This is a genomic window from Streptomyces sp. NPDC096105, from assembly GCF_044763335.1.
GTDB lineage: Bacteria > Actinomycetota > Actinomycetes > Streptomycetales > Streptomycetaceae > Streptomyces.
Window position 1 is genome coordinate 1 of the sequence record NZ_JBIWGC010000014.1, and the last position, 23,282, is coordinate 23,282.

The 23,282-nt window shown below is 73.6% G+C and carries 25 protein-coding genes; 14 read left to right on the forward strand and 11 right to left on the reverse strand.

The window, feature by feature from the left end:
* Nucleotides 1–196 precede the first annotated feature (196 nt).
* Nucleotides 197–1,717, reverse strand: a complete 1,521-nt coding sequence (locus tag ACIQ8B_RS21510; protein WP_403549016.1) for a glycoside hydrolase family 20 protein — start codon at nt 1,715–1,717, stop codon at nt 197–199.
* Here ACIQ8B_RS21510 and ACIQ8B_RS21515 point away from each other — a divergent pair.
* From ACIQ8B_RS21515 to ACIQ8B_RS21550, 8 genes are all read left to right on the forward strand, one after another.
* On the forward strand, nt 1,632–1,814 hold the full coding sequence (locus ACIQ8B_RS21515) for a hypothetical protein (RefSeq protein ID WP_241911485.1): 183 nt from the start codon (nt 1,632–1,634) through the stop codon (nt 1,812–1,814). The genes ACIQ8B_RS21510 and ACIQ8B_RS21515 overlap by 86 nt on opposite strands.
* Before the next feature lie 142 nt (nt 1,815–1,956).
* Entirely contained in the window at nt 1,957–2,562 is a 606-nt protein-coding gene (locus ACIQ8B_RS21520; RefSeq protein WP_403548801.1) for a 2-oxo-4-hydroxy-4-carboxy-5-ureidoimidazoline decarboxylase, read from the forward strand.
* Between the two features lie 263 nt (nt 2,563–2,825).
* On the forward strand, nt 2,826–3,206 hold the full coding sequence (gene sdhC, locus ACIQ8B_RS21525) for a succinate dehydrogenase, cytochrome b556 subunit (RefSeq protein WP_106412780.1): 381 nt from the start codon (nt 2,826–2,828) through the stop codon (nt 3,204–3,206).
* 5 nt (nt 3,207–3,211) lie between these two features.
* The gene (locus ACIQ8B_RS21530; protein WP_106412781.1) at nt 3,212–3,694 is read left to right on the forward strand and encodes a succinate dehydrogenase hydrophobic membrane anchor subunit; all 483 of its coding nucleotides are present in this window, start codon (nt 3,212–3,214) and stop codon (nt 3,692–3,694) included.
* A gap of 19 nt (nt 3,695–3,713) precedes the next feature.
* Nucleotides 3,714–5,468: a succinate dehydrogenase flavoprotein subunit gene (gene sdhA, locus ACIQ8B_RS21535; RefSeq protein ID WP_106412782.1), complete on the forward strand. Its 1,755-nt coding sequence runs from the start codon at nt 3,714–3,716 to the stop codon at nt 5,466–5,468.
* Nucleotides 5,468–6,247, forward strand: a complete 780-nt coding sequence (locus ACIQ8B_RS21540) for a succinate dehydrogenase iron-sulfur subunit (protein WP_106412783.1) — start codon at nt 5,468–5,470, stop codon at nt 6,245–6,247. Before sdhA ends, ACIQ8B_RS21540 begins: the two co-directional genes overlap by 1 nt.
* Before the next feature lie 167 nt (nt 6,248–6,414).
* Nucleotides 6,415–7,746, forward strand: a complete 1,332-nt coding sequence (locus ACIQ8B_RS21545; RefSeq protein ID WP_403548804.1) for a sensor histidine kinase — start codon at nt 6,415–6,417, stop codon at nt 7,744–7,746.
* Nucleotides 7,743–8,438: a response regulator gene (locus ACIQ8B_RS21550; RefSeq protein WP_403548806.1), complete on the forward strand. Its 696-nt coding sequence runs from the start codon at nt 7,743–7,745 to the stop codon at nt 8,436–8,438. The genes ACIQ8B_RS21545 and ACIQ8B_RS21550 overlap by 4 nt, the downstream gene beginning before the upstream one ends.
* Here ACIQ8B_RS21550 and ACIQ8B_RS21555 read toward each other — a convergent pair.
* Together ACIQ8B_RS21555 and ACIQ8B_RS21560 are read right to left on the reverse strand one after the other, a co-directional pair.
* Entirely contained in the window at nt 8,378–9,601 is a 1,224-nt protein-coding gene (locus tag ACIQ8B_RS21555) for an FAD-dependent monooxygenase (protein ID WP_403548808.1), read from the reverse strand. The two genes, ACIQ8B_RS21550 and ACIQ8B_RS21555, sit on opposite strands and share 61 nt — an antisense overlap.
* Nucleotides 9,598–11,049, reverse strand: a complete 1,452-nt coding sequence (locus ACIQ8B_RS21560) for an MFS transporter (protein WP_403548810.1) — start codon at nt 11,047–11,049, stop codon at nt 9,598–9,600. Before ACIQ8B_RS21560 ends, ACIQ8B_RS21555 begins: the two co-directional genes overlap by 4 nt.
* A 235-nt stretch (nt 11,050–11,284) precedes the next feature.
* Between ACIQ8B_RS21560 and ACIQ8B_RS21565 the strand changes: the two genes are divergently transcribed.
* From ACIQ8B_RS21565 to ACIQ8B_RS21575, 3 genes are read left to right on the forward strand one after another with little or no spacing between them, the layout of a single operon-like run.
* Nucleotides 11,285–11,692, forward strand: coding sequence for a hypothetical protein (locus ACIQ8B_RS21565; RefSeq protein WP_106416276.1), 408 nt, complete (start codon nt 11,285–11,287; stop codon nt 11,690–11,692).
* Complete coding sequence (locus ACIQ8B_RS21570; RefSeq protein WP_403548812.1) at nt 11,689–12,189, forward strand: thiol-disulfide oxidoreductase DCC family protein; 501 nt, start codon at nt 11,689–11,691, stop codon at nt 12,187–12,189. Before ACIQ8B_RS21565 ends, ACIQ8B_RS21570 begins: the two co-directional genes overlap by 4 nt.
* A gap of 32 nt (nt 12,190–12,221) precedes the next feature.
* Complete coding sequence (locus ACIQ8B_RS21575) at nt 12,222–13,043, forward strand: TetR/AcrR family transcriptional regulator (RefSeq protein ID WP_403548814.1); 822 nt, start codon at nt 12,222–12,224, stop codon at nt 13,041–13,043.
* Nucleotides 13,044–13,308: 265 nt separating this feature from the next.
* Here the strand turns inward: ACIQ8B_RS21575 and ACIQ8B_RS21580 are convergent, their stop codons facing one another.
* Together ACIQ8B_RS21580 and ACIQ8B_RS21585 are read right to left on the reverse strand one after the other, a co-directional pair.
* A complete protein-coding gene (locus tag ACIQ8B_RS21580) occupies nt 13,309–14,670 on the reverse strand; it encodes a metallophosphoesterase (RefSeq protein WP_403548816.1) in 1,362 nt (453 codons plus the stop codon).
* 32 nt (nt 14,671–14,702) lie between these two features.
* A complete protein-coding gene (locus tag ACIQ8B_RS21585) occupies nt 14,703–14,951 on the reverse strand; it encodes an SCO4848 family membrane protein (RefSeq protein ID WP_121720228.1) in 249 nt (82 codons plus the stop codon).
* A gap of 91 nt (nt 14,952–15,042) precedes the next feature.
* Here ACIQ8B_RS21585 and ACIQ8B_RS21590 point away from each other — a divergent pair, with 91 nt between their 5' ends.
* Entirely contained in the window at nt 15,043–16,314 is a 1,272-nt protein-coding gene (locus tag ACIQ8B_RS21590; protein WP_354671053.1) for a D-alanyl-D-alanine carboxypeptidase, read from the forward strand.
* Here ACIQ8B_RS21590 and ACIQ8B_RS21595 read toward each other — a convergent pair.
* Genes ACIQ8B_RS21595 through ACIQ8B_RS21610 form a run of 4 tightly spaced genes read right to left on the reverse strand, consistent with a single transcriptional unit; the run spans nt 16,262 to nt 19,066 of the window.
* A complete protein-coding gene (locus ACIQ8B_RS21595; protein ID WP_403548819.1) occupies nt 16,262–17,179 on the reverse strand; it encodes a YihY/virulence factor BrkB family protein in 918 nt (305 codons plus the stop codon). The two genes, ACIQ8B_RS21590 and ACIQ8B_RS21595, sit on opposite strands and share 53 nt — an antisense overlap.
* Nucleotides 17,167–17,604, reverse strand: a complete 438-nt coding sequence (locus tag ACIQ8B_RS21600; RefSeq protein ID WP_403548821.1) for a GtrA family protein — start codon at nt 17,602–17,604, stop codon at nt 17,167–17,169. The genes ACIQ8B_RS21595 and ACIQ8B_RS21600 overlap by 13 nt, the downstream gene beginning before the upstream one ends.
* The gene (locus tag ACIQ8B_RS21605; RefSeq protein ID WP_403548823.1) at nt 17,601–18,536 is read right to left on the reverse strand and encodes a decaprenyl-phosphate phosphoribosyltransferase; all 936 of its coding nucleotides are present in this window, start codon (nt 18,534–18,536) and stop codon (nt 17,601–17,603) included. Before ACIQ8B_RS21605 ends, ACIQ8B_RS21600 begins: the two co-directional genes overlap by 4 nt.
* Complete coding sequence (locus tag ACIQ8B_RS21610; RefSeq protein WP_403548825.1) at nt 18,533–19,066, reverse strand: phosphatase PAP2 family protein; 534 nt, start codon at nt 19,064–19,066, stop codon at nt 18,533–18,535. Before ACIQ8B_RS21610 ends, ACIQ8B_RS21605 begins: the two co-directional genes overlap by 4 nt.
* A 132-nt stretch (nt 19,067–19,198) precedes the next feature.
* Between ACIQ8B_RS21610 and ACIQ8B_RS21615 the strand changes: the two genes are divergently transcribed.
* Both ACIQ8B_RS21615 and ACIQ8B_RS21620 read left to right on the forward strand, forming a co-directional pair.
* A complete protein-coding gene (locus tag ACIQ8B_RS21615) occupies nt 19,199–20,554 on the forward strand; it encodes an FAD-binding protein (RefSeq protein WP_403548827.1) in 1,356 nt (451 codons plus the stop codon).
* A 37-nt stretch (nt 20,555–20,591) separates the two neighbouring features.
* On the forward strand, nt 20,592–21,347 hold the full coding sequence (locus ACIQ8B_RS21620; protein ID WP_403548829.1) for a decaprenylphospho-beta-D-erythro-pentofuranosid-2-ulose 2-reductase: 756 nt from the start codon (nt 20,592–20,594) through the stop codon (nt 21,345–21,347).
* A gap of 16 nt (nt 21,348–21,363) precedes the next feature.
* On the opposite strand, the gene ACIQ8B_RS21625 is transcribed toward ACIQ8B_RS21620, so the two are convergent.
* A complete protein-coding gene (locus tag ACIQ8B_RS21625; protein WP_290011341.1) occupies nt 21,364–21,942 on the reverse strand; it encodes a 2'-5' RNA ligase family protein in 579 nt (192 codons plus the stop codon).
* 236 nt (nt 21,943–22,178) lie between these two features.
* A complete protein-coding gene (trpS, locus tag ACIQ8B_RS21630) occupies nt 22,179–23,171 on the reverse strand; it encodes a tryptophan--tRNA ligase (RefSeq protein ID WP_290011351.1) in 993 nt (330 codons plus the stop codon).
* Between the last annotated feature and the right edge of the window lie 111 nt (nt 23,172–23,282).

Genomic DNA, 23,282 nt, shown 5'->3' on the forward strand with positions numbered 1-23,282 from the left:
CCGCACGCCCGCGAACGTCGAACTCGCCGCATGACCCCAGCAAGACCAAATCACCCCAACCCCGACAGGGGCGCCTTGACGAAAGACATAGAGGCCCCCCCCGCATGTCGTCTCCCGGCCCGGCGCGCCGGGCCGTCGGCTCGTCCAGAACATCACCACAGCCGTGCGGGGCCTCGCAGGCGTTCGCGGCGATCCGTCAGCCCAGCCGGTCCGCCAGGGTGCGGAACTCGGTCCACGACAGCTCGGGTTCACCCGCGTCCCACAGCTTCTGGGCGAGGGCCCGCAGCGGCATCCGGATGCCCTGCGCGACCTGCTCCTCGGTCTGGGAGCGGGGCAGGTCGCCCCAGACGGCGAAGGACCCGCCGAGGATCTGCCGGTCGTACCGCGCGGGGACGGGGTCGGTGCCGCGCAGCACCCGTGGCGTCCACTGCTCGTAGATCCGCTCGCCGGTCGGGTAGACGAAGGTGAGCGGCTCGCCGAGGACGTAGTAGAGGAACTCGTCGTTGTAGTTGATCACCTCGCGGCCCTCGGCCAGGTACTCGGCGGGCTTGCGCGCGCCGATCTCCTTGCCGGTCCAGTAGGCGGCCCGGATGTCCTTGCCGGCCCGCACGGACCCGTCGCGGAAGAAGCCGTCGTTCCAGGCACGGGGGACGCGGCCGTGGGCGCGGACGGTGGCGGCGCGGTCGTTGAGCCAGCCCGTGGTCAGGTCCTCGACGGTGGCGCCGGAGCCGTACTTCTCGCGGGCCGCGGCGGCGAGGCCGGGGAAGGACGCCTCGGGGTCGGACACGACGAGGGCCTGGTACTCGTCGCCGCCGAGGTGCCACTGGTCGCCGGGGAAGAGGTCCACGTACTCCTCCAGCAGGTCGTCGACGATCTCGGCGGCTTCCGGGTTCGCGATGTCGATGGCGCCGCGCACCGCCTCGCCGTCCGCCCTGCGCAGCTGGAGGTCGGGGTGGGCGTCGAGGACGGCGCCGAGGTGTCCGGGCGAGTCGATCTCGGGGACGACGGTGATGTGCCGGCTCTCCGCCAGCTCGACGATCCTCCGGACCTGCGCCTTGGTGAGATGCTCCTCCGAGACGATCTCCGGGTGCGAGTCGGACTCGATGCGGAAGCCCTGGTCGTCGGAGAAGTGCAGGCCGATCTCGTTGTACTTCAGGTCGCCCAGCTCGCGTATGCGGTCCTCTATCCAGCCGGCGCTGTAGTGCTTGCGCGCGATGTCCAGCATCATGCCGCGCCGCGGCTTGGCCGGCGCGTCCCGCACCACGCCCTCGGGTGCGGCGCCGGCCCCGCGTATCTCCTGCTTGAGGGTGCGGGTGCCGTAGAAGACGCCCGCCTCGCCCGGCCCGCTGACGGTGACCCGTCCGCCGCGCACGGTCAGGGTGTACGACTCCGGGTTCGCGCCCGCGTCCCGGTTCAGCTCCAGGCGCACGTCGCCGGGCCGCTCGTCGCCGCGCTCGCCCGCGTACGCCAGCCCCAGCTCGCGGGCCGTCAGCCGGCCCTCGTCGGCCAGCGCCGGGTCGGACACGACCACCCGGTGCCCGGGGGCCGGCCGCCACCCGGGCCCGCGCTCCGCCGTGTGCTCACGCACGGCGGGTATGGTCCGCGGCGCCTCGGACAGCGGATAGCTGCGGGTGGGACTCGGCGACGGCGACGACGGGGCGGCCGCCGGGCCGCCGGACGCGCCGTCGTCCCCCGAGGCCCACAGCCCCAGCCCCACACCGGAGGCGACCACCACCGCCCCCGCGGCCACCGCGACGGCCAGGACCCGCCGTCGTCTCGCCGTCGCCTCCGCCCCGGGACGCCGCCTGCGCTGACCGTGCCGCCTGTGCCTGTGCCGACTCACCCTGCCAACGTACGACCCGTTCGGGTGAGGACCGCCCATGGACCGTCCCCAAACTCTGCCGTGCGGGTGAAATGGGGGCACCGATCGGACACGTCCCGGACTCACTCGATAACGTGACGTCACAACTCTCACAGCATCTGCCAACGACACACACATCACGCCCACGAGGACCCACGCTGCCTGCGCACCGACTCCCAGACCTCCCCGGCCGAGTCGCCATACCCGGACAGTCCCGCGGCGCGCCCGGCGCCCCGTCCCCGCTCGAGCGGTTCAACGACGCTCCCGGGCCCGACGCCGAGCGCGCCCTGCTGTCCTGCCTGCACAGCCCCCGCTGGGCCCGGCTGCTGGCCGGCCACCGCCCCTACCCCGACCCGGCGTCCCTCCTGGCGGCCGCGGACGAGGCGACGTACGACCTCTCCCCCGAGGAGATCGCCGAGGCCCTGGCCTCCGAGCCCCTCCCCGTCCTCCCCGAGGACGCCTACTCGGCCGCCCACACCGCCCTGAACGCCGCCCACGCGGCCTACGAGGCCAGGTTCGGCCACGTCTTCGTCCTCTGCCTGGACGGCGTCCCCGCGAACGAGACCCTGGACCGCGTCCTCGACAGCATCCGGTCACGATTGGCGAACGATCCGGAGGACGAACACCAGATCACCAAGGAGCAGCTCCGCCTCCTCGCCAGGGAGCGGCTGGGGAAGCTGGCCGGGGGCACGGGGCCGTGACGATGCGCGGCTCCGCGGCGCAGGCGCGAGCGGCCCCGGCGACCACACCCGGCAATTCACCGCACTCCCCCCGCCCGGGGCGGCCGCCCGACCCCGCTCGCACCCCCCTTCGAGTGCAAGTTTGATCACACAAACAGGCCCCTCCGTAAGCGCCGCGGGCAACCGTCGCTACCATGCTGGGGGCCGGTGGACCGTACCCGGCCGGGCCCGACCGACAAGGAAAGCCGGCGCGGCCCCGATCCCCGCTCCCGGAGGAAATTTCCGTGCCGGCTGGAACGCTGTACCGCGGCCGGGAAGGAATGTGGTCCTGGGTGGCTCACCGAGTCACCGGCGTCCTCATTTTCTTCTTCCTGTTCGTTCACGTGCTGGACACCGCCCTCGTGCGCGTGTCCCCGGAGGCCTACGACACCGTCGTGGCCACGTACAAGACGCCGATCGTCGCGCTGCTGGAGTACGGCCTGGTGGCCGCCATCCTCTTCCACGCGCTCAACGGTCTGCGCGTCATCGCCGTCGACTTCTGGATCAAGGGCGCCCGGTACCAGAAGCAGATGCTCTGGACCGTCGTCGCCCTGTGGACCGTGCTGATGCTCGGGGCGATCTACCCCGTCCTCGGCCACGCCGCTCGTGAACTGTTCGGGAGCTGACGCTGATGTCCACCACTGAAACCTCCGCCTCGGGCGTCGGCCCCGTCGAGGGCGGCTCGCTGTACTCCGTCGACAACCCGGCGCCGGTCATCGAGCCCCCGCGCAAGCGGACCAAGAAGAGCCCGAAGAGCACCGGCGGCAACTTCGAGCTGGCCGCGTGGCTGTTCATGCGCCTGTCCGGTGTCGTCCTGGTCGTGCTGGTCATCGGCCACCTGCTGATCCAGCTGGTGCTGGACGGCGGTGTGTCCAAGATCGGCTTCGCCTTCGTGGCGGGCCGCTGGGCGAGCCCCTTCTGGCAGGTCTGGGACCTGCTGATGCTGTGGCTGGCGATGCTGCACGGCGCCAACGGCCTGCGCACGGTCATCAACGACTACGCCGAGCGGCCGAGCACCCGCCTGTGGCTGAAGGGCCTGCTCTACACGGCCACGGTGTTCACCATCCTGCTGGGCACGCTGGTGATCTTCACCTTCGACCCGAACATCCGCTAGGCACGGGGCTGCGAGAATCATGAAGATCCACAAGTACGACACCGTCATCGTCGGCGCCGGTGGCGCCGGTATGCGGGCCGCCATCGAGGCGACCAAGCGCAGCCGCACCGCCGTGCTGACCAAGCTCTACCCCACCCGCTCCCACACGGGCGCCGCGCAGGGCGGCATGGCCGCCGCGCTGGCCAACGTGGAGGAGGACAACTGGGAGTGGCACACCTTCGACACGGTCAAGGGCGGTGACTACCTGGTCGACCAGGACGCCGCCGAGATCCTGGCGAAGGAGGCCATCGACTCCGTCCTCGACCTGGAGAAGATGGGCCTGCCGTTCAACCGCACCCCGAACGGCACCATCGACCAGCGCCGCTTCGGCGGTCACTCCCGCAACCACGGCGAGGCCCCGGTCCGCCGGTCCTGCTACGCCGCGGACCGCACCGGCCACATGATCCTCCAGACGCTGTACCAGAACTGCGTCAAGGAGGGCGTGGAGTTCTTCAACGAGTTCTACGTCCTGGACCAGCTGATCACCGAGGTCGACGGCGTCAAGAAGTCGGCCGGTGTCGTGGCGTACGAGCTGGCGACCGGCGAGATCCACATCTTCCAGGCGAAGTCCGTGATCTACGCGTCCGGCGGCACCGGCAAGTTCTTCAAGGTGACGTCCAACGCGCACACCCTGACCGGTGACGGCCAGGCCGCCGTCTACCGGCGCGGGCTGCCGCTGGAGGACATGGAGTTCTTCCAGTTCCACCCGACCGGCATCTGGCGCATGGGCATCCTGCTCACGGAGGGCGCCCGCGGTGAGGGCGGCATCCTGCGCAACAAGGACGGCGAGCGCTTCATGGAGAAGTACGCGCCCGTCATGAAGGACCTCGCCTCCCGCGACGTCGTCTCCCGCTCCATCTACACGGAGATCCGCGAGGGCCGCGGCTGCGGTCCCGAGGGCGACCACGTCTACCTGGACCTCACGCACCTGCCGCCGGAGCAGCTGGACGCCAAGCTGCCCGACATCACCGAGTTCGCGCGGACCTACCTCGGCATCGAGCCCTACACGGACCCGATCCCGATCCAGCCCACCGCGCACTACGCGATGGGCGGCATCCCGACCAACGTCAAGGGTGAGGTCCTCGCGGACAACACCACGGTCGTGCCCGGCCTGTACGCGGCCGGCGAGGTGGCCTGCGTGTCGGTGCACGGCGCCAACCGCCTGGGCACCAACTCGCTGCTGGACATCAACGTGTTCGGCAAGCGGGCCGGCATCGCGGCGGCGGAGTACGCGCAGACCGCCGACTTCGTCGAGCTGCCGGAGGACCCGGAGTCCTTCGTGGTCGGGCAGATCGAGCGGCTGCGTTCCTCCACCGGCAAGGAGCGGGTGGCCGAGCTGCGCCGCGAGCTGCAGGAGACCATGGACGCCAACGTCATGGTGTTCCGCACCGAGCAGACCATCAAGACGGCGGTCGAGAAGATCGCCGAGCTGCGCGAGCGCTACAAGAACGTCGCCATCCAGGACAAGGGCAAGCGGTTCAACACCGACCTGCTGGAGGCCGTCGAGCTGGGCAACCTGCTGGACCTGGCCGAGGTCATGGCCGTCTCCGCGCTGGCCCGCAAGGAGTCCCGCGGCGGTCACTACCGCGAGGACTACCCGAACCGCGACGACGTCAACTTCATGCGCCACACGATGGCGTACCGCGAGGTCGGCGCCGACGGCACCGAGACCGTCCGTCTGGACTACAAGCCGGTCGTCCAGACCCGCTACCAGCCGATGGAGCGTAAGTACTGATGGCTACCCCCGTACTGGACAAGGCGGACGCGGCCGGCTCCCCCGAGCCCGGCTTCGCCGACTCCCCCTACATCACCGTCACCTTCCGGATCCGCCGGTTCAACCCGGAGGTCTCGGCGGAGGCGACCTGGGAAGACTTCCAGCTGGAGATCGACCCCAAGGAGCGCGTCCTCGACGGTCTGCACAAGATCAAGTGGGACCTGGACGGCACGCTGACCTTCCGCCGCTCCTGCGCCCACGGCATCTGCGGCTCCGACGCCATGCGGATCAACGGCAAGAACCGCCTGGCGTGCAAGACGCTGATCAAGGACATCAACCCCGAGAAGCCGATCACGATCGAGGCCATAAAGGGCCTGACGGTCCTCAAGGACCTGGTCGTGGACATGGAGCCGTTCTTCCAGGCGTACCGGGACGTGATGCCCTTCCTGATCACGAAGGACACCAACGAGCCGACGCGTGAGCGGCTGCAGTCCGCCGAGGACCGCGAGCGCTTCGACGACACGACCAAGTGCATCCTGTGCGCCGCGTGCACCACGTCGTGCCCGGTGTTCTGGAACGACGGCCAGTACTTCGGCCCGGCCGCGATCGTCAACGCGCACCGCTTCATCTTCGACTCGCGTGACGAGGCCGGCGAGCAGCGCCTGGAGATCCTCAACGACCGTGACGGTGTGTGGCGTTGCCGCACGACCTTCAACTGCACGGACGCCTGCCCGCGTGGCATCGAGGTCACCAAGGCGATCGCCGAGGTGAAGCGCGCGCTCATCACGCGCCGCTACTGAGGCGCCCCGCCGCAGGTCCCGAGGGCCCCTCTCCACGCCGGAGACGGGGCCCTCGGGCGTGCGTACTGCGCAGGCACCAGGGCGGGCGTCCGTCTGGTGCGTACGCACCAGACGGGACCGTCCCGAAGGACGATGCCCGGACCGGGGCGGGAACGGAGGGTGGAAGCATGCGCTCACCTCTGACCCGGCCCCCTGTCCCCGGCCGCACGCTGCCGAAGCCGGACGCCGGGACGAGGACGGCGGCGCCGCGGGCCGGACGCGGGCGGGAGGCCGCGGTCGCGGCGGCCGCGTTCGTGATCTGCCTGCTCGGCGGGACCGTGCGGGTCGAGGACACCCTGACCGCGCCGCCCCTCACCGCCTGTCTGCTCGCCCTGGTCTCCTGCGCCGTGCTCCCGGCGCGCCACCGGCGTCCTCCGGCCGTGCTGGCGGTCACCACCGCGGCCGGGCTGGCGGCGCAGCCCCTCGGCCTGGTGCTCAGCCCGCCCGTGATCGCACCCGCCCTGGTCGCCGCCTACGCCTGCGCACTCGGCCTGCCCGGCGAACGGCGCGCCGCGGGCGCGGTGACGCTGGCCGCCGTGGCGCTGCTGGCCGGGTCCGTCCCGCTGTCCGGGGACCTCTCCTGGCAGGACGCGAGCCGCATGGGGTCGGTGGCGGCGGCCCCGCTGGTGGCGGGGCTGGCCGGGCACACGGTGCGGACCCGGCGGGCGTATCTGGCGGCCGTGGAGGAGCGGGCGCGGCGGGCCGAGGAGAGCAGGGAGCTGGAGGCGCGGCGGCGGGTCGCGGAGGAGCGGGTGCGCATCGCGCGGGAGCTGCACGACCTGGTGGCGCACCAGATCACCCTGGCCAACGCGCAGGCCACGGTCGCCGCCCACTTCTTCGACAGCCGCCCGGAGCAGACCCGTGTCAGCCTGTGCGAGCTCGTGGAGACCACCGGGCACGCCCTGGACGAACTGCGGGCCACGGTCGGCCTGCTGCGGCAGTCCGGGGACGGGGAAGCGGAGACGTCCGAGGGTCCGGCGCCCGGTCTGGAGCGGCTGCCGGACCTCCTGGAATCGTTCCGGCGGGCGGGACTGGAGGTGGAGGTGCGTGAGGAGGGCCGGGCGCGGGCGCTGCCGCCGGGCGTGGACCTCACGGCGTACCGGATCGTGCAGGAGGCGCTGACCAACGTGACCAAGCACGCCGCGGGGCGCGGCGCCCGGGTGGGGCTCGACTGGGGCGGCGGACGGCTGACCGTCACCGTCTCCGACGACGGGGGCGCTCCGGGCGGGCCGCCCGTCCTGTCGGAGCGGGCGCCCGGGTACGGGCTGATCGGGATGCGGGAGCGCGCCGCCGCGGTGGGCGGGGAGCTGACCGCGGGCCCGCGCCCGGAGGGGGGCTTCCTGGTGACCGCCCGGCTGCCCCTGCCGCCCGCCCGCGAGACGGCGACGACCGGTGGGGAGGGGCGGATGCCCGGAGCGACGGACGAGGGACGGCCGGGCACGGCCGGGGGGACGACATGACGCTGAGGGTGCTGCTCGCCGACGACCAGGCGCTGCTGCGCGGCGCGTTCCGGCTGCTGCTGGAGAGCACCGACGACATCACCGTGGTGGGCGAGGCGGGCGACGGCCGGGAGGCGGTGCGGCTCACCCGCGCACTGCGCCCGGACGTCGTGGTGATGGACGTCCGGATGCCCGGGACGGACGGGCTCGCCGCCACCACGGAGATCTGCGCGGACCCGGAGCTGCGGGCCACCCGCGTGCTGATCCTCACCACGTACGAGACGGACGAGAACGTGGCGCGGGCGCTGCGCGCGGGCGCCGCCGGCTTCGTCGGCAAGGGCATCGGGGCCGAGGAACTGGCGGACGCCGTGCGGACGGTCGCCGAGGGCGAGACGCTGCTGTCCCCGGCCGCGACCCGCTCCCTGGTCGCCCGGTTCCTGGCCGTGCCGGCCGGCGCCCCGCCGCAGGACGCCGGCCGGCTGGACGTGCTCACCCCGCGCGAACGGGAGATGGTGGCGCTGGTGGCGACCGGCCTGTCCAACCAGGAGATCGCCGAGCGGATGGTCCTCAGTCCGTTCACGGTGCGCGCCCATGTGCAGCGCGCGATGACGAAGCTGGAGGCCCGCGACCGCGCGCAGCTCGTCGTCATCGCCTACCGCACCGGCCTGGCGCGGGTCGCCCCGGAGGACGGCTCCGGGCAGCCGTCGTCGTGAGGCAGCGTGAGCGCGGTGTGGGCCGGCCGGGACCGTGCCGGGGGCAGGGCGTCCAGGGCGCGCAGCCGCGCGTCGCGCTGCTCGAGGGCGTGGGCGGTGACGGGGAAGAGCGTGGCGCCGCCCTCGTCGACCAGCGCCTGGTTGGCCGTCACGTACGGGCGCATGCGGTCCTCGTAGGCGGCGAAGGCGGCCGCGTGGTCCCGGTGGGCGGCCAGGGCCCGGGCGAGCACGTACGCGCCGGACAGCGCGAGGCTGGTGCCCTGGCCGGTGAGGAACGACGGCGCGTGGGCGGCGTCGCCGACGAGGGCGGCGCGGCCGCTCGTCCAGCGGGGCATGCGGATCTGCCCCGCCGTGTCGAAGAACAGGTCGCCGGCCTCGCGCAGGGCCGCCACCATGCGGGGGATCTCCCAGCCCTCGCCCGCGAACACCTGGGCCACCAGCTCCCGTTGGGCGTCCGGGGCGCGGAGGGCGGCGCGCGGGGGTTCCGGACGGTGGAAGGTGAGGAAGCCGTGCACCTCGGCTCCGTCCCCGGTGGCGTAGAGGGCGGCGGCCTTCCCCGGGGTGTTCCACAGCACGAGTTCCCGGTCGAGGCCCGCGGGGTCCGGCAGGGTGAAGAGGGCGAAGCAATGGCCGAGGTAGTGGTGGTAGCGGTCCTCGGGGCCGAACAGGGCGGCCCGGGTCGCGGAGTGCACGCCGTCGGCGCCGATCACCAGGTCGTACGTGCCCTGCCGCCCGCTGCGGAAGGTGACGTCGACGCCGTGCGCGGCCGGGTCGAAGGCGGAGACGGAGTCGCCGAAGACGAACTCCACGTCGTCGCGGACCAGCCCGTGCAGGGCGTCGGCGAGGTCGCCCCGCCGTATCTCCAGGTCGCGGGGTTCCCCTTCGTCGGCGCGGGCCCGGAGCGAGGCGACGGTGCGGCCGGCGGCGTCGAGGAAGGTGGCGCGCCTCGGGGCGACATGCGCCTGGCGCAGCCGCGGCCACAGGCCCATCCGCCGGACCACCTCCGTCGCCGTGCCGCGGATGTCGACGGGGTAGCCGCCGCCGCGCGGGGCGCCGGCCTTCTCCACGACGGTGACCGCGAACCCGGCCCGGTGCAGCCAGTACGCGAGGGCGGGTCCGGAGACGCTGGCTCCGGAGATCAGGACGGTGCGCGGGGAGGTCATGAACGGGTCCCTTCCTTCGTGGGGGTGTGCGCGGGCTCGGCGGTTTCCGGCGATGCGGCGGCACGCGCGCCCCTCGTGGCGCGCACGAGCAGCAGGCCGAGCGCGGCGGTGACGCCGGTGACGGCGAAGCCGGTGGTGAAGGCCGCCTCGGCGGGCAGGCCCGTGCCGGGGTCGATGCCGGCGTCGAGCAGCGCGCCCGCGATCTGGCTGCCCACGAGGAGGCCGATCACCCGCGTGACCACGAGCAGGCTGGTGGCGATGCCCGTGTCCCCGGGGTCGACGGCGGTGGCGGCGCCGGCCAGCAGCGCGGTGGTGGCGATGCCCGCGGCGAACGCGGTCAGCGTCTTGGCGAGGGCGAGCTGCCAGGCGGCGTCGTGCCGGGCCGCGAGGGCGAACATGGCGGCGGCGGTGGCGAGGGCGGCCACGGCGACCACGGCGCGGGCGCCGAACCGCCGGGCCGCGACCCCGCCGACCGCGTCGCTCACGGCCCCGGCGACCGCGCCGGGCAGCAGGTAGAGGCCGATGCCGGTGGTGCTGGCGCCGAAGCCGTAGCCGTCGCCCGAGAGGGCGAGGAGCTGCGGCAGCAGCAGGATGACCATCCCGAGGGTGGTGGTGACGAGCAGGGTGAGCAGGCACGCCTGCCACATCGCGGGCCGGGCGAGCATGCGCAGGTCGACCATCGGGGAGACGGCCCGGCGCTCGACGCGGACCCAGGCGGCGGCGAGGACGGCCACGAGCGTCAGCAGGGCGCCCGCGGCGAGGGGCGGCAGCCCGCCGTCGGTCAGCAGCATGAGCCCGAGCATGAAGGCGAGCAGGGTGGCGCTCAGCAGGACCACGCCGGGCCAGTCGATGCTCTCGTCGTGCCGGACCGGCGCGTCGGACGGCATCAGCCGGGCCACGGAGACGGTCGCCGCGACGACCGCGAGGGTGGGCAGCACGAACATCCAGTGCCAGGAGAGGTGCTCCGCGATCAGCCCGGCGCCGAGCATGCCCACCATGCCGCCGCCGGTGAAGAGCGCGATGACCACGCCGATCGCCGCCTGGGTGCGTCCGGCCGGCAGATGGGCGCGGACCAGGATGAAGGACAGGGGCAGCACGCCGACCATGGCGCCCTGGAGGATCTGGCCGAGCAGCAGCACGGGCAGCCCGGGGGCCAGTCCGGCCAGCAGTCCGCCGGCGGCGACCACGGCCATCAGCCGCATCAGGACGCGTTTGCCGCCGTAGCGGTCGCCGAGCTTCCCGGCGACCGGGGTGAGGACCGCGCCGGTGACGAGCAGCGTGTTGGCGACCAGCGCGCCCTCGGAGGGGCCGAGCCCCAGCTCGCGCTGGAGCAGCGGGAGGGCGGGTTCCACCACGGACTGGAGCGCGCCGAGGGCGAGCGCCAGCACCCCGAGGGCGGCGATCGCGGGCCGCCGTAGACGCGGCGGCGGGAGCAGGGTGCCGGACATGGACGTCCCGTTCTCGTAGGGGCCGGGTGAACACCTCCCACGGTTCCGTCCGGCGGCCCCCGCGGGCATCGTCGCCCGCCACCGTCCTCGCCTGGTGCGTCCGCACCAGGGGCCGCGCCGCCCTGGTGCCGGGACACGACACCGGGCGGCCCGCGCACGTGAGTTGAACATGTTCAAAAAAAGGCGCTACAGTCGTCCCGTCAGCGTTTTGAACGCGTTCAAGAAGGGGTGGGGCATGGACCGCACCGTCATCGCCTACGTCATCTACCTGGTCGTCAGCATCGGACTGACCGTCTGGGTGGCCCGCACGCTCAGCCGGAACGGCCGGATCTTCCTCGCCGACGTGCTGCACGGCGACGAGAAGCTCGCGGACGCCGTCAACCACCTCCTGGTGGTCGGCTTCTACCTGGTGAACCTCGGCTTCGTCGCCCTCTACCTGAGCGACGACGGCACCGTCACCGACACCCGCGGCGTCTTCGAGGCGCTCTCCGCCAAGCTGGGCGTGGTGCTGCTGGTCCTGGGCGTGATGCACCTGGCCAACGTGTACGTGCTGAACAGGATCCGGCGGCGCCGGGTGATGGAGCGGGAGCAGAACCCGCCGGTGCCCCCGCAGGGCTGGACCGCCCCGGCGGCGCAGGCGTGAGCGCCGCGCCGGTGCACGGGGACCGGGACGCGCGCCGCGTCCCGGTCCGCGGGCTGACCGTGCTGTACGACGCGGACTGCCCGCTGTGCGTGTTCGTCCGGGACTGGCTGGTGAAGCGGCCCCAGCTCGTCCCCCTCACGTTCGTGCCCGCGGGGTCGCCGGCCGCCCGGGACCGCTTCCCCGGCCTCGACCACCGGTCCGCCCTGTCCGAGATCACCGTGGTCGGGGACGGCGGCCAGGTGTACCGGGGCGCCGCCGCCTGGATCGTCACCCTGTGGGCGCTGCGCGAGCACCGGCGGCTGGCGCACCGGCTGAGCACCCCCTCCGGGATGCGGTTCGCCAAGGGCGCCGTGCTGGCCGCCGCCAGGTGGCGCGGCGCGACCGCCTCGCGGGGCGGCGGCGTGTACCGCCGGGGCGACGGATGGGCGTACGACCCGCGCGACGGCTGGCACTACACCCCGCCGGGCTGCGACTCCGACGCCTGCGCCGCCCCGTAGGCCGCGCACGGCGGGCGTTAGGCTCTGTTCCCGTGTCCGCGAAGAACGACGGCCCCGCCCCCGGCGCCCCCCTCAGCAAGTCCGAGCAGACCCGCGCCCTGATCCTGGAGACGGCCATGCGGCTGTTCCAGGAGCGCGGCTACGACCGGACCACCATGCGGGCGATCGCCAAGGAGGCCGGGGTCTCCGTCGGCAACGCGTACTACTACTTCGAGGGCAAGGAACACCTGATCCAGGGGTTCTACGACCGGATCGCCGCCGAGCACCAGGTGGCGGTCCGGGAGATCCTCGCCCGGGAGACCGACCTGGAGGCGCGCCTCGCCGGGGTGCTGAAGGCGTGGCTGGACATCGCCACGCCGTACCACGAGTTCGCGGTGCAGTTCTTCAAGAACGCCGCCGACCCGGACAGCCCGCTCAGCCCCTTCTCGCCGGAGTCGGAGCACGCGCGCGAGGAGGCGATCAGCGTGCACCGGGCCGTGCTGGCCGGGACGAGGACCAAGGTGCCCGAGGAACTGCGGGACATCCTGCCCGAGTTGATGTGGCTGTCCCAGATGGGACTGTGCCTGTACTGGATCTTCGACCGCACCGAGGGCCGCGAGCGCAGCTACCGGCTCGCCGAGCGGGGCGCCCGGCTCACCGCGCGGGGCGTCGCCCTGGCCCGGTTCCGGGTGCTGCGGCCGCTGGTGCGGGACGTGCACGAGCTGTTCACGGAGTTCCTGCCCGGGATGACGCGGGCACTGCCCGACCCCGCCGGCCGGAAGGACCCCGGCCGGCGGGACGTGCGCGGGCAGGACGCGCAGGACGACGGCGAGGGGACGCCCGCCTCCGGCGGACGCCCCGACGGCGCCGGCTGACGGCCGTCCGCCCCGCCGGGCGTCAGCTCCGCGTCGTGCACGTGCGGACCGTCCCCCACGGCCACACGCGCCGCCCGCGCCCCGCACGGCGAGGCCGTCACCGCGGGCGGACAGGCGCCCGGCGGCGGGACGGCCACGACGTACTACGCCCCGCCGGCGAGGGACACCCCCGGTCCCCTGACGGCCGCCGGGCGCGAGCGGCGTGACGGCCGCGCCCCGCACCGGCTCGCCCTCGGGGGCGCGGACGCGGCCGTGCACGGCGTGGTCACGCCTGGCGGGAGGCCAGCTCGATCACCGTGATGTCCGACGGCGCCCCCACCCGGGTGGGCGGTCCCCACGCGCCGGCGCCCCGGCTGACGTAGAGCTGCGTGTCGCCGTACCGGTCGAGGCCCGCCAGGGTCGGGTTCGCGGCGCCCGCGATCAGGCTGGCCGGCCAGAGCTGGCCGCCGTGGGTGTGACCCGAGAGCTGGAGGTCCACGCCGTGGTCCACGGCCTCGTGGATCTGCACCGGCTGGTGGGCGAGCAGCACGCAGGCCCGTTCGCGGTCCCGGTCGCCGAGGGCGCGGGCGAAGTCCGGTCCCTGGCCCTCGTCCTCGCCTGCCACGTCGTTCACGCCCGCGAGGTCGAAGTGGGGCAGCTCCGTGCGGGCGTTCTCCAGCGGGTTCAGGCCGAGCCGGCGGACCTCCTCGACCCACTGCTCGGCGCCGGAGAAGTACTCGTGGTTGCCGGTGACGAAGAAGGAGCCGTGACGCGCCGTCAGCTGGGCCAGCGGGGCGGCCGCCGGACCGAGGTCCTGCACGCTGCCGTCCACCAGGTCGCCGACGACGGCGATCAGGTCGGGCTGCGTCGCGTTGACGGTGTCGACGACCTTCTGCGCGAAGCCGCGCCCGAGCACCGGGCCCAGGTGGACGTCGCTGACCACGGCGATGCGGTAACCGTGCGCGGCACGCGGCAGCTTGGCCAGCGGCACGGTGACCCTCTTGACCTTCGGCCCGCGCAGGACGCCGTACGTCCCGTACCCGACGGTGCCGACCGCCGCCGCGGCGGCGGCTCCGCCGACGACGCGGGAGACGAACAGCCGGCGGGAGGGGCCGGCGCCCGGCCCCGCGGCGCCGGCAGCCGTCGATCCGCCCGCCGCCGAACCGTTCTCCGCCGTACCGCTCTTCGCCGAGCCGCCTTCCGCGGGGACGGCCTGCGCCGGGGCCGTCGTCTCCGGGCCCTCGGCCGGTTCCGGGGTCGCACCCGTGTTCCGACCCGCCGGTATCAGGTCGCGGGTCGGCGTGGGCGCCGGCGCCCGCTTCGCCGCCCTCCGCTCCAGGACCCTGCGGAGCACCGGGCGGACCAGTTCGCCGACGAGCAGCGCCAGGAGCAGGTACAGGGTGAGGACGAGCCACAGGTAGCCCGGCCAGGCCAGCACCCGCTGGAGGGTGAACGGCGCCTCGGTGCGGGAGGCGACCATGCCTCCGACGAACAGCAGCCACCCCCCGGTGATCACCGCCGCGCCGAGGCGGCGCACGGGGCCGGGCCCCGCTGTGGTGTCCCGGAACAGACGGCGCCACACGTACCAGCTGCCCGTCACCAGGACGGCGACGACCAGCAGTGCGACGAGTACGAAGACGATGGCCACGAGGCGGACTTCCCCTGCTTCCCGTTACGGCGTCACGACGTCCGTGACGTCCGGCTCAATGCGCGCAGACCGCGCAACCCGATGCCCCCGACGACCGTCCCCAGTACGAAGGAGACGACGGCGAGCGTCAGGTGAACGAAGAAGTACGCCGTGGGGTGCCCGTCGTCGAAGGCGAGCCCGCTGCTGTCCTTGACCAGGTTCCTGACGAAAGTGATCCAGATGACCCAGCTCCACACCCCGAAGGCGAGCAGGAACCAGGAGACGGGGCGGCTGAGCTTCATGCGTCCAGTATCGCCGCGCCGTGTCCGGTTCCCTTCGCGGGGTGGGGACCGGGACGGGACGTCCACCGGCATGGCATGTACCTTGCGGACCGTGCCCGCTACCGAGAAGACCGTCCGGCGCTCCCTGCTGGTCGCCTCCGCCGTCCTGCTGTCCACCGCGCTGACCGCGCCGGCCGCCCTCGCGGCTCCCCGGCCGTCGCCGTCCCCGTCGGCCGCTCCCCCGGCGAAGATGTCGACCGTGGGCGGCGAGCGGCTCGGCAGGCCGGGGACGCAGGTGAACCTGGCCGCCGGGGTGCCGGTGCTGCCGAAGGAGCTGTCCGCCCGGTCGTGGATCGTCGCGGACGCCGAGAGCGGCGACGTGCTCGCCGCGCACAACGCGCACTGGCGGCTCGCCCCGGCGAGCACCCTGAAGATGCTGTTCGCCGACACGCTGCTGCCGAAGTGGCCGCGGACGACCACGTACCGGGTGCGGCCCTCGGACATGGCCGGTGTCGGGCCGAACTCCAGCATGGTCGGCATCAAGGAGAACGAGACCTACACGGTCCACGACCTGTGGCTGGGCGTCTTCCTGCGCTCCGGCAACGACGCGGTGCACGTGCTGTCCGCGATGAACGGCGGCGTGAAGAAGACGGTCGAGGAGATGAACGAGCACGCCGAGGAACTGCAGGCCCTCGACACGCACGCCGTCAGCCCCGACGGCTACGACGCCCCGGGCCAGGTGTCCTCCGCGTACGACCTGACCCTGATCGCCCGCTCCGGGCTGCAGAAGAAGGACTTCCGGGAGTACAGCTCGACGGTGCGGGCGCAGTTCCCCGGGGAGACCAAGCGGAAGAAGGGCAAGCGGGTCCGCGGGTCCTTCGAGATCCAGAACACCAACCGGCTGCTGAGCGGCGACCACGACGTGCCCGTCTACCAGGGCATAGCCGGGGTGAAGAACGGCAACACCACCAACGCCGGCTCGACCTTCACCGGTGTCGCCGAGCGCGACGGCAAGGTGCTGCTGGTGACCGTGATGAACCCGCAGGAGAAGGAGTCGAACGGGGTCTACAAGGAGACCGCGCGGCTCCTGGACTGGGGCTTCGCGGCGGCCGGCAAGGTCGAGCCGGTGGGCGAGCTGGTGCCGCCGAGGAGCGTCGCGCAGGCCACCGCCGCGCCCGGTCCGTCCGCGTCGCCCGGTGAGGCGGGCGGCACCGTGGCCGGGTCGAAGCCGGTGGCGAGCGCGCACACGGGCGGCGGCGCCGACGGCATGGGCGTGGCGCTCGGCATCACCGGCGGGGTGCTGGTGCTGCTCGCGGGCGGCGCGTTCCTGGTCAACCGGCGCTGGCCGCTGCCGGACCTGGTGCGCCGCCGTCCCCGTCCGTGACCGGCGGGGCCTCGTCCTCCCTGCTCGGGGTGGCCGTCCAGGCGGCGCAGAACAGGACGAGTTTCGTGGTGAGGTTGATCCACAGCAGCAGCGCCACCGGGACGCCGAACGCGCCGTACATGCTCTTCGCGGCCACACCCTGGATGTAGCCGCTGAGCAGCAGCTTCAGCAGTTCGATGCCGACGGCGCCGGTGAGCGCGGCGACCGTCACCCGGCGCCGGGACGGATGGACGCCGGGCAGCAGGGTGAGGACGTACAGCAGGATCAGGAAGTCGGTGCCGGCGGCGACGGCGAACGCGGCGGTCCGCAGGACCACCCCGCCCCAGCCGCCCTCCTCCAGCCCGGCGGCGTCGCTGATCCGGCCGACCAGCGCGGTGGCGACGGCGGAGGCGGCCAGGGTGACCAGGACGGCCCCGCCGAGCCCGACGAGGATGCCCGCGTCCTTGCCCTTGCGCAGGACGGGGTTCTCCTCGTCGTCGGGCAGCTCCCACACCGCGCGCAGGCACTCCCGCATGGCGCCGGCCCAGCTGATCCCGGTGAACACCAGGGCGGCGCCGGCGATCAGACCGGCGGTGCCCGCGTTGTCCACCAGCTCCCCGACGTCCAACTGGTCGGAGATGCCGGGCACCTGGTCGGTGAGGGTGTTCTGGAGGGCGTCCTGCCGCTCCCGGCCGAGGGCCGCCGCGCCGATCGCCGCCGCCAGCGTGAGCAGCGGGAACAGCGCGACGAAGCTGCGGAACGTCATCGCCGCGGCCAGCCGCGTCCAGTGCACCCGGTCCAGCCGCTCGAACGACCGCCACGCGTGCGTGAGCGACAGCCGGGTCACCCACGGCCCCACCACCGGAAGCTTTTTCAGCCAGTCCACGTTCCGACTCTGCCCGCGTCACGGAAGACCAATGTCCTGGTGCCCCAGAAACGGACGACGGTGGCCAGTGCCATGCCGACCACCGCGCCGGACACGGTGTCCGCGCGCTGCGAGGTGAGCCCCAGCCCGTAGTGGCTGACGGCCAGGCACAGCAGCTGCACGGCGGCGCCGGCGAGGTTGACGGCGAAGAACATCGCGTAGGGGCGGGCGCCGTGCACGCGCCTGTGGCGGTAGGTGCCGTGGGCGTTGGCCGCGTAGGCGACGGTGCAGCCGGCGACGAAGGACAGCGCCTTCGCGGTGAGCGGGCCGAGTCCGCCGGGGCCGCGCAGCCAGAGGAAGAGGGCCAGGTCGACGGCGTAGGCGAGCAGTCCGGCGGTCGCGAAGCCGAGGAGTTCCCGCCGGTGCCGGCGCAGGCGGTCCCTCACCAGTCGACCACCGCCAGGGCGTACATCGCCGCCCACACCAGGCCGATGAGGGCGAGCGCGCGGTCGCCGAGCACCACGTCCTCCGGTTCGCCGGCGGTGCCCCGGTCGGCGAAGACGGCGTAGCGCAGCACGGCGAGGACGAAGGCGACGACGGAGAGCTGGCGCCAGGGCAGCACGCTGGTGTGCGGCACGCCGCCCTCCTCCAGCGCCCACAGGCAGTAGCCGAGGACGGCGACCCCGGCCGCGAGCTGCCAGACGAACCGCAGGTAGCCGGTGGTGTACTCGGTGAGCAGCGCGCGCGTGGCGCCGCCGTTCCCGGCGAGCTGCACGGCCTCGGAGTAGCGCTTGGCCGCGACCATGAACAGCGCGCCGAAGCCGGTGGTGATGAGGAACCAGCGGGACAGCGGGATGCCGAGGGCCAGCCCCCCGGCCACCGCGCGCATCACGAACCCGGCGGTGACGACGGCGAGATCGACGACGAGGACGTGCTTGAGGCTGACGCAGTAGGCCAGTTGCATGACGAGGTAGCCGGCGAGGAGCGCGGCGAGCTCGGGCGGGCAGAGCAGCGCGGCGGCGGCCGGGGCGAGCACGCCGAGGATGATTCCGGCGGCGTAGGCGACGGGCACGGGGACCTGTCCGGCGGCGACCGGGCGGCGGCGCTTGACGGGGTGGGCGCGGTCGGCCTCGGCGTCGCGCGCGTCGTTGACCAGGTAGACGGCGGCGGCGCAGGCGGTGAACAGCACGAACACCAGGGCGAGCCGGATCAGGGCGGGGACGGAGAAGAGGTCGCCGGCGGCGGCCGGGGCGGCGGCCACCAGGACGTTCTTCACCCACTGCTTGGGCCGCGCGGTGCGCAGCAGACCGGTGAGGAGCCCGCCCCGGGCGGCCGGCGCGGCCTGCCCGCGGCCGGGGCGCTCGCGCAGCAGCGTCACGCCGGGCCTCCCGTCATCCAGCGGGTGCCCAGCCGGGCGGCGAGCGCGCCGAGGGCGGCGCCGGCCGCCACGTCCGACGGGTAGTGGACGCCGGCCACCAGGCGGGACACGCACACGGCGGCGGCCAGCGGAGGCACCGCACGGGCGCCGAGCGCGCCGAAGGCGACGGCGGCGGCCGCCGCGGAGGTGGCGTGGGAGCTGGGGAAGGAGTGCCGTCCGACGGTGCCGACCAGCGGTTCGACGTGCGCCGGGCGGGGGCGGCGCACGACCCGCTTCACCAGCGAACTCGTCGCGTGCGCACCGGCGGTGAGAGCGGTGCCGCGCAGCCAGGCGGTGCGCCGCGGGCGGTCCACGACGGCGCCCGTGAGGCCCGTCGCGACCCACACGGCACCGTGCTCCCCCGCCCAGGACAGGGCGCGCGCGGCTCCGGCCACGCGGGGGTCGGCGCCGCACGCCCTGAGCGCGGAGACGATCCGGTGGTCCACCCCGCGCAGACCGCGGGGCCGGGAGAGGTCGTGCTGGTCGTCCATGTGGCTCACTGTTCACCCCCGGCGCACCGGAATTCCATCCCTTCGGGACGACATCCCATTAATCACCCGTTTCGGGGACGTGATTGACGTTTTGAAACCAACGGCGCACAGAGGGGCGATACGGTCGCCGCCATGCCTGCCGACACCGTTCCCGTCACGGGGTGGGGCCGCACCGCCCCGTCCGCCGCCCGGCTGGTCCGTCCGCGGACGTGCGAGGAGGCCGCCCTGGCCGTCCGGGGGTGCGGGGCGCGCGGCGGCATCGCGCGGGGCCTGGGCCGGGCGTACGGGGACGCGGCGCAGAACGCGGGCGGCGAGGTCTTCGACATGACCGGCCTGGACCGCATCCACGCGATCGACGCCGACGACGGCACCGTGCGGTGCGACGCGGGCGTGTCCCTGCACCGGCTGATGGAGGTGCTGCTGCCGCTGGGCTGGTTCGTGCCGGTGACGCCCGGCACCCGGTACGTGACGGTCGGCGGGGCGATCGGCACCGACATCCACGGCAAGAACCACCACGTCAGCGGGTCCTTCTCGCGCCATGTGCTGTCGTTCGAGCTGCTCACCGCCGACGGCCGGGTCCGCACCGTGGCGCCGGGCACGCCGCTGTTCGAGGCGACCGCGGGCGGCATGGGGCTGACCGGGGTGATCCTCACCGCGACGGTGCGGCTCCAGCCCGTCGAGACCTCCTGGATGTCCGTCGACACCGAACGCGCCGACGACCTCGACGACCTGATGGCCCGTCTCACCGGCGCCGACCACCGCTACCGCTACTCGGTCGCCTGGATCGACCTGCTGGCGCGCGGCCGGGCCACCGGCCGGGCGGTCCTCACCCGCGGCGACCACGCCCCGCTGGACGCCCTGCCCCGCGGCGCCCGCGCCCGCCGGGAGCCGCTGTCGTTCCGCACCTCCCGCCTGCCCGCCGCTCCCTCCTTCGTGCCGGAGGGCCTGCTCAGCCGGACGACCGTGGGCCTGTTCAACGAGCTGTGGTACCGCAAGGCGCCCCGCGCCCGGACCGGGGAGCTGCAGCGGATCCCCGCCTTCTTCCACCCGCTGGACGGCGTGCCGCACTGGAACCGGATCTACGGGCGGGGCGGCTTCGTGCAGTACCAGTTCGTCGTCGGGCACGGCCGGGAGGACACCCTGCGCCGGATCGTGCGCCGGATCTCCCAGCGCCGCTGCCCGTCGTTCCTCGCCGTCCTCAAACGGTTCGGGGACGCCGACCCGGGCTGGCTGTCGTTCCCCGTGCCCGGCTGGACCCTGGCGCTGGACATCCCGGCGTCGCTGCCCGGCCTCGGCGCCTTCCTCGACGAGCTCGACGAGGAGGTCGCCGGCGCGGGCGGCCGCGTCTACCTCGCCAAGGACTCCCGGCTGCGCCCCGAACTGCTCGCGGCCATGTACCCCCGGCTGGACGACTTCCGCGCCCTGCGCGCCGAGCTGGACCCGCGCGGCGTGTTCACCTCGGACCTGTCCCGCCGCCTCCGCCTGTGACCTCCCTCCCCCCGACCCGGCCCCCTGAGGAGCTGTCGTGAAGGACGCCTTCGGCCTCCCCCAGTCCCTGCTCGTGCTCGGCGGCACGTCCGAGATCGCGCTGGCGGTCGCGCGGCGGCTGATCGCCCGCCGCACCCGCACGGTGTGGCTGGCCGGCCGCCCCTCCCCCGGCCTCGACGAGGCGGCCGGGCGGCTGCGCGGCCTCGGCGCCGAGGTGCGCACCATCGACTTCGACGCGCTCGACCCGGCCGGCCACGAGGAGGCGCTCGGCAAGGTGTTCGCCGAGGGCGACGTCGACCTGGTCCTGCTCGCCTTCGGCACCCTGGGCGACCAGGCGCGCGACGAGCGGGACCCGCGGGCCGCGGTGCGGGTCGCGCAGACCAACTACACCGGCGCGGTCTCCGCGGGCCTGGTCTGCGCGGCCGCCCTCCAGGCGCAGGGGCACGGCTCGCTGGTGGTGCTGTCGTCCGTCGCGGGCGAGCGGGCCCGCCGCGCCAACTTCATCTACGGCTCCAGCAAGGCCGGCCTGGACGCGTTCGCGCAGGGCCTGGGCGACGCGCTGTACGGCACGGGCGTGCACGTGATGGTGGTGCGCCCTGGGTTCGTCCGCACCCGGATGACGGCGGGGCTGCCCGAGGCGCCGCTGGCGACCACCCCGGAGGCGGTGGCGACGGCCGTCGAGCTGGGGCTGCGGCGCCGCTCGGAGACGGTGTGGGTGCCGGGCGCGCTGCGCGTGGTGATGTCGGCGCTGCGGCACCTGCCGCGCGGGGTGTTCCGCCGGCTGCCGGTGTGAGGCCGGGCCGCCGGGGTCACCGCGCGGAGACCGACCCCCGGCCGGCGTGTCCGGCCTGCGGGGGCACCACGACGGTCCCGAAGGGGAAGTCGCGCAGCTTGCGCCACACCGCGTCGGCGCCCTGCTCGTAGAGGGCGAAGCCGGTGCAGGCCCACTCGGCCTCGTAGCCGGCGAGGTCCTCGTAGGCGCGGTCCATGGCCGCCTCGTCGATGCCGTGCGCCACGGTGACGTGCGGGTGGTAGGGGAACTGCAGCTCGCGGGCGACCGGCCCGGAGGGGTCACGGACCTGCTGCTGCAGCCGGGCGCAGGCCTCCGCGCCCTCGACGACCCGGACGTACACCACCGGCGACAGCGGCCGGAAGGTGCCCGTGCCCGACAGCCTCATCGGGAACGGCCTGCCCGCCGCCGCGACCTCGGCGAGGTGCGCCTCGACGGCCGGCACGACCGTGTCGGCGACCTCCGTGGGCGGCAGCAGGGTGACGTGCGTGGGGATGCCGTAGGCGGCGGCGTCGCCGAAGCCCGCGCGCAGCTGCTGAAGCCGGCTGCCGTGAGGCTCCGGGACCGCGATCGACACACCGATCGTTACGGTCCCCACGTCGTCTCCTGTCGTTGTGGTGGTGAAGCGCGGTGGTGGAACGGATGCGCGTCCGGGTGGCCGCCGAAGCGGTCACCCGTTCCTCGACTGTACGACCACGACCCGGATGCGGGCAGGCGCAGTCGGAGTGATGTAGAGCGCCGTGCGGTGGTACGGACGGGCCCGGGGGCCGGTTCACTGCGCCGGTTCGGTGCTGTGGCCCAGTGAGCGGCCCAGTGGTCGGCCCAGTGCTCGGCTCAGTGCTTGGCGGGCAGGAAGCCGACCCGTTCGTACGCCCGGGCGAGGGTCTCGGCCGCGACGGCGCGCGCCTTCTCGGCCCCCTTGGCGAGGATCGAGTCGAGCGTCTCCGGGTCGTCCAGGTACTGCTGGGTGCGCTCCCGGAACGGGGTCACGAAGTCGACCATGACCTCGGCGAGGTCCGTCTTGAGCGCGCCGTAGCCCTTGCCCGCGTACTTCTCCTCCAGCTCGGGGATGCCGGTGCCGGTGAGGACGGAGTAGATCGTGAGCAGGTTGCTGACGCCGGGCTTCTCCACCACGTCGTAGCGGATCACCGTGTCGGTGTCGGTGACCGCGCTCCTGACCTTCTTCGCGGTGGTCCTCGGCTCGTCCAGAAGGTTGATCAGGCCCTTGGGCGTGGACGCCGACTTGCTCATCTTGACCGCCGGGTCCTGGAGGTCGTAGATCTTCGCCGTCTCCTTGAGGATGTACGGCTTCGGGAGCGTGAAGGTGTCGCCGAAGCGGCCGTTGAAGCGCGTGGCGAGGTCGCGCGTGAGCTCGATGTGCTGGCGCTGGTCCTCGCCCACCGGCACCTCGTGGGCCTGGTAGAGCAGGATGTCCGCGACCTGGAGGACCGGGTACGTGAACAGCCCGACGGAGGCGCGGTCGGCGCCCTGCTTGGCGGACTTGTCCTTGAACTGGGTCATGCGGGAGGCCTCGCCGAAGCCGGTGAGGCAGTTCATCACCCACGCGAGCTGGGCGTGCTCCGGCACGTGGCTCTGCACGAAGAGGGTGCAGCGGTCCGGGTCGAGGCCGGCGGCCAGCAGCTGGGCCACGGCGAGCCGGGTGTTGTCCCGCAGCTCCTCGGGGTCCTGCGGGACCGTGATCGCGTGCAGGTCGACGACCATGTAGAAGGCGTCGTGGGTCTCCTGGAGCGCCACCCACTGGCGGACGGCGCCGAGGTAGTTGCCGAGGTGGAAGGAGCCTGCGGTGGGCTGGATCCCGGAGAGCACACGAGGACGATGCCGCATGGCGGAGCCGTTCCCCTGGGGGTGCTGGTGGGAGACGGAGGGGCGATCAGAGGCCATGCCCCCCATTCTCTCAGGTCCCGCAGAGCGGTCCGG

What these genes read in the sequence shown, in the direction of transcription:
- ACIQ8B_RS21530 (WP_106412781.1), top strand. Translation starts at nt 3,212, where the DNA reads ATGTCCACCACTGAAACCTCCGCCTCGGGCGTCGGCCCCGTCGAGGGC.
- sdhA (WP_106412782.1), top strand. Translation starts at nt 3,714, where the DNA reads ATGAAGATCCACAAGTACGACACCGTCATCGTCGGCGCCGGTGGCGCC.
- ACIQ8B_RS21540 (WP_106412783.1), top strand. Translation starts at nt 5,468, where the DNA reads ATGGCTACCCCCGTACTGGACAAGGCGGACGCGGCCGGCTCCCCCGAG.
- ACIQ8B_RS21545 (WP_403548804.1), top strand. Translation starts at nt 6,415, where the DNA reads ATGCGCTCACCTCTGACCCGGCCCCCTGTCCCCGGCCGCACGCTGCCG.
- ACIQ8B_RS21550 (WP_403548806.1), top strand. Translation starts at nt 7,743, where the DNA reads ATGACGCTGAGGGTGCTGCTCGCCGACGACCAGGCGCTGCTGCGCGGC.
- ACIQ8B_RS21555 (WP_403548808.1), bottom strand. Translation starts at nt 9,601, where the DNA reads ATGACCTCCCCGCGCACCGTCCTGATCTCCGGAGCCAGCGTCTCCGGA.
- ACIQ8B_RS21560 (WP_403548810.1), bottom strand. Translation starts at nt 11,049, where the DNA reads ATGTCCGGCACCCTGCTCCCGCCGCCGCGTCTACGGCGGCCCGCGATC.
- ACIQ8B_RS21565 (WP_106416276.1), top strand. Translation starts at nt 11,285, where the DNA reads ATGGACCGCACCGTCATCGCCTACGTCATCTACCTGGTCGTCAGCATC.
- ACIQ8B_RS21585 (WP_121720228.1), bottom strand. Translation starts at nt 14,951, where the DNA reads ATGAAGCTCAGCCGCCCCGTCTCCTGGTTCCTGCTCGCCTTCGGGGTG.
- ACIQ8B_RS21610 (WP_403548825.1), bottom strand. Translation starts at nt 19,066, where the DNA reads ATGGACGACCAGCACGACCTCTCCCGGCCCCGCGGTCTGCGCGGGGTG.
- ACIQ8B_RS21615 (WP_403548827.1), top strand. Translation starts at nt 19,199, where the DNA reads ATGCCTGCCGACACCGTTCCCGTCACGGGGTGGGGCCGCACCGCCCCG.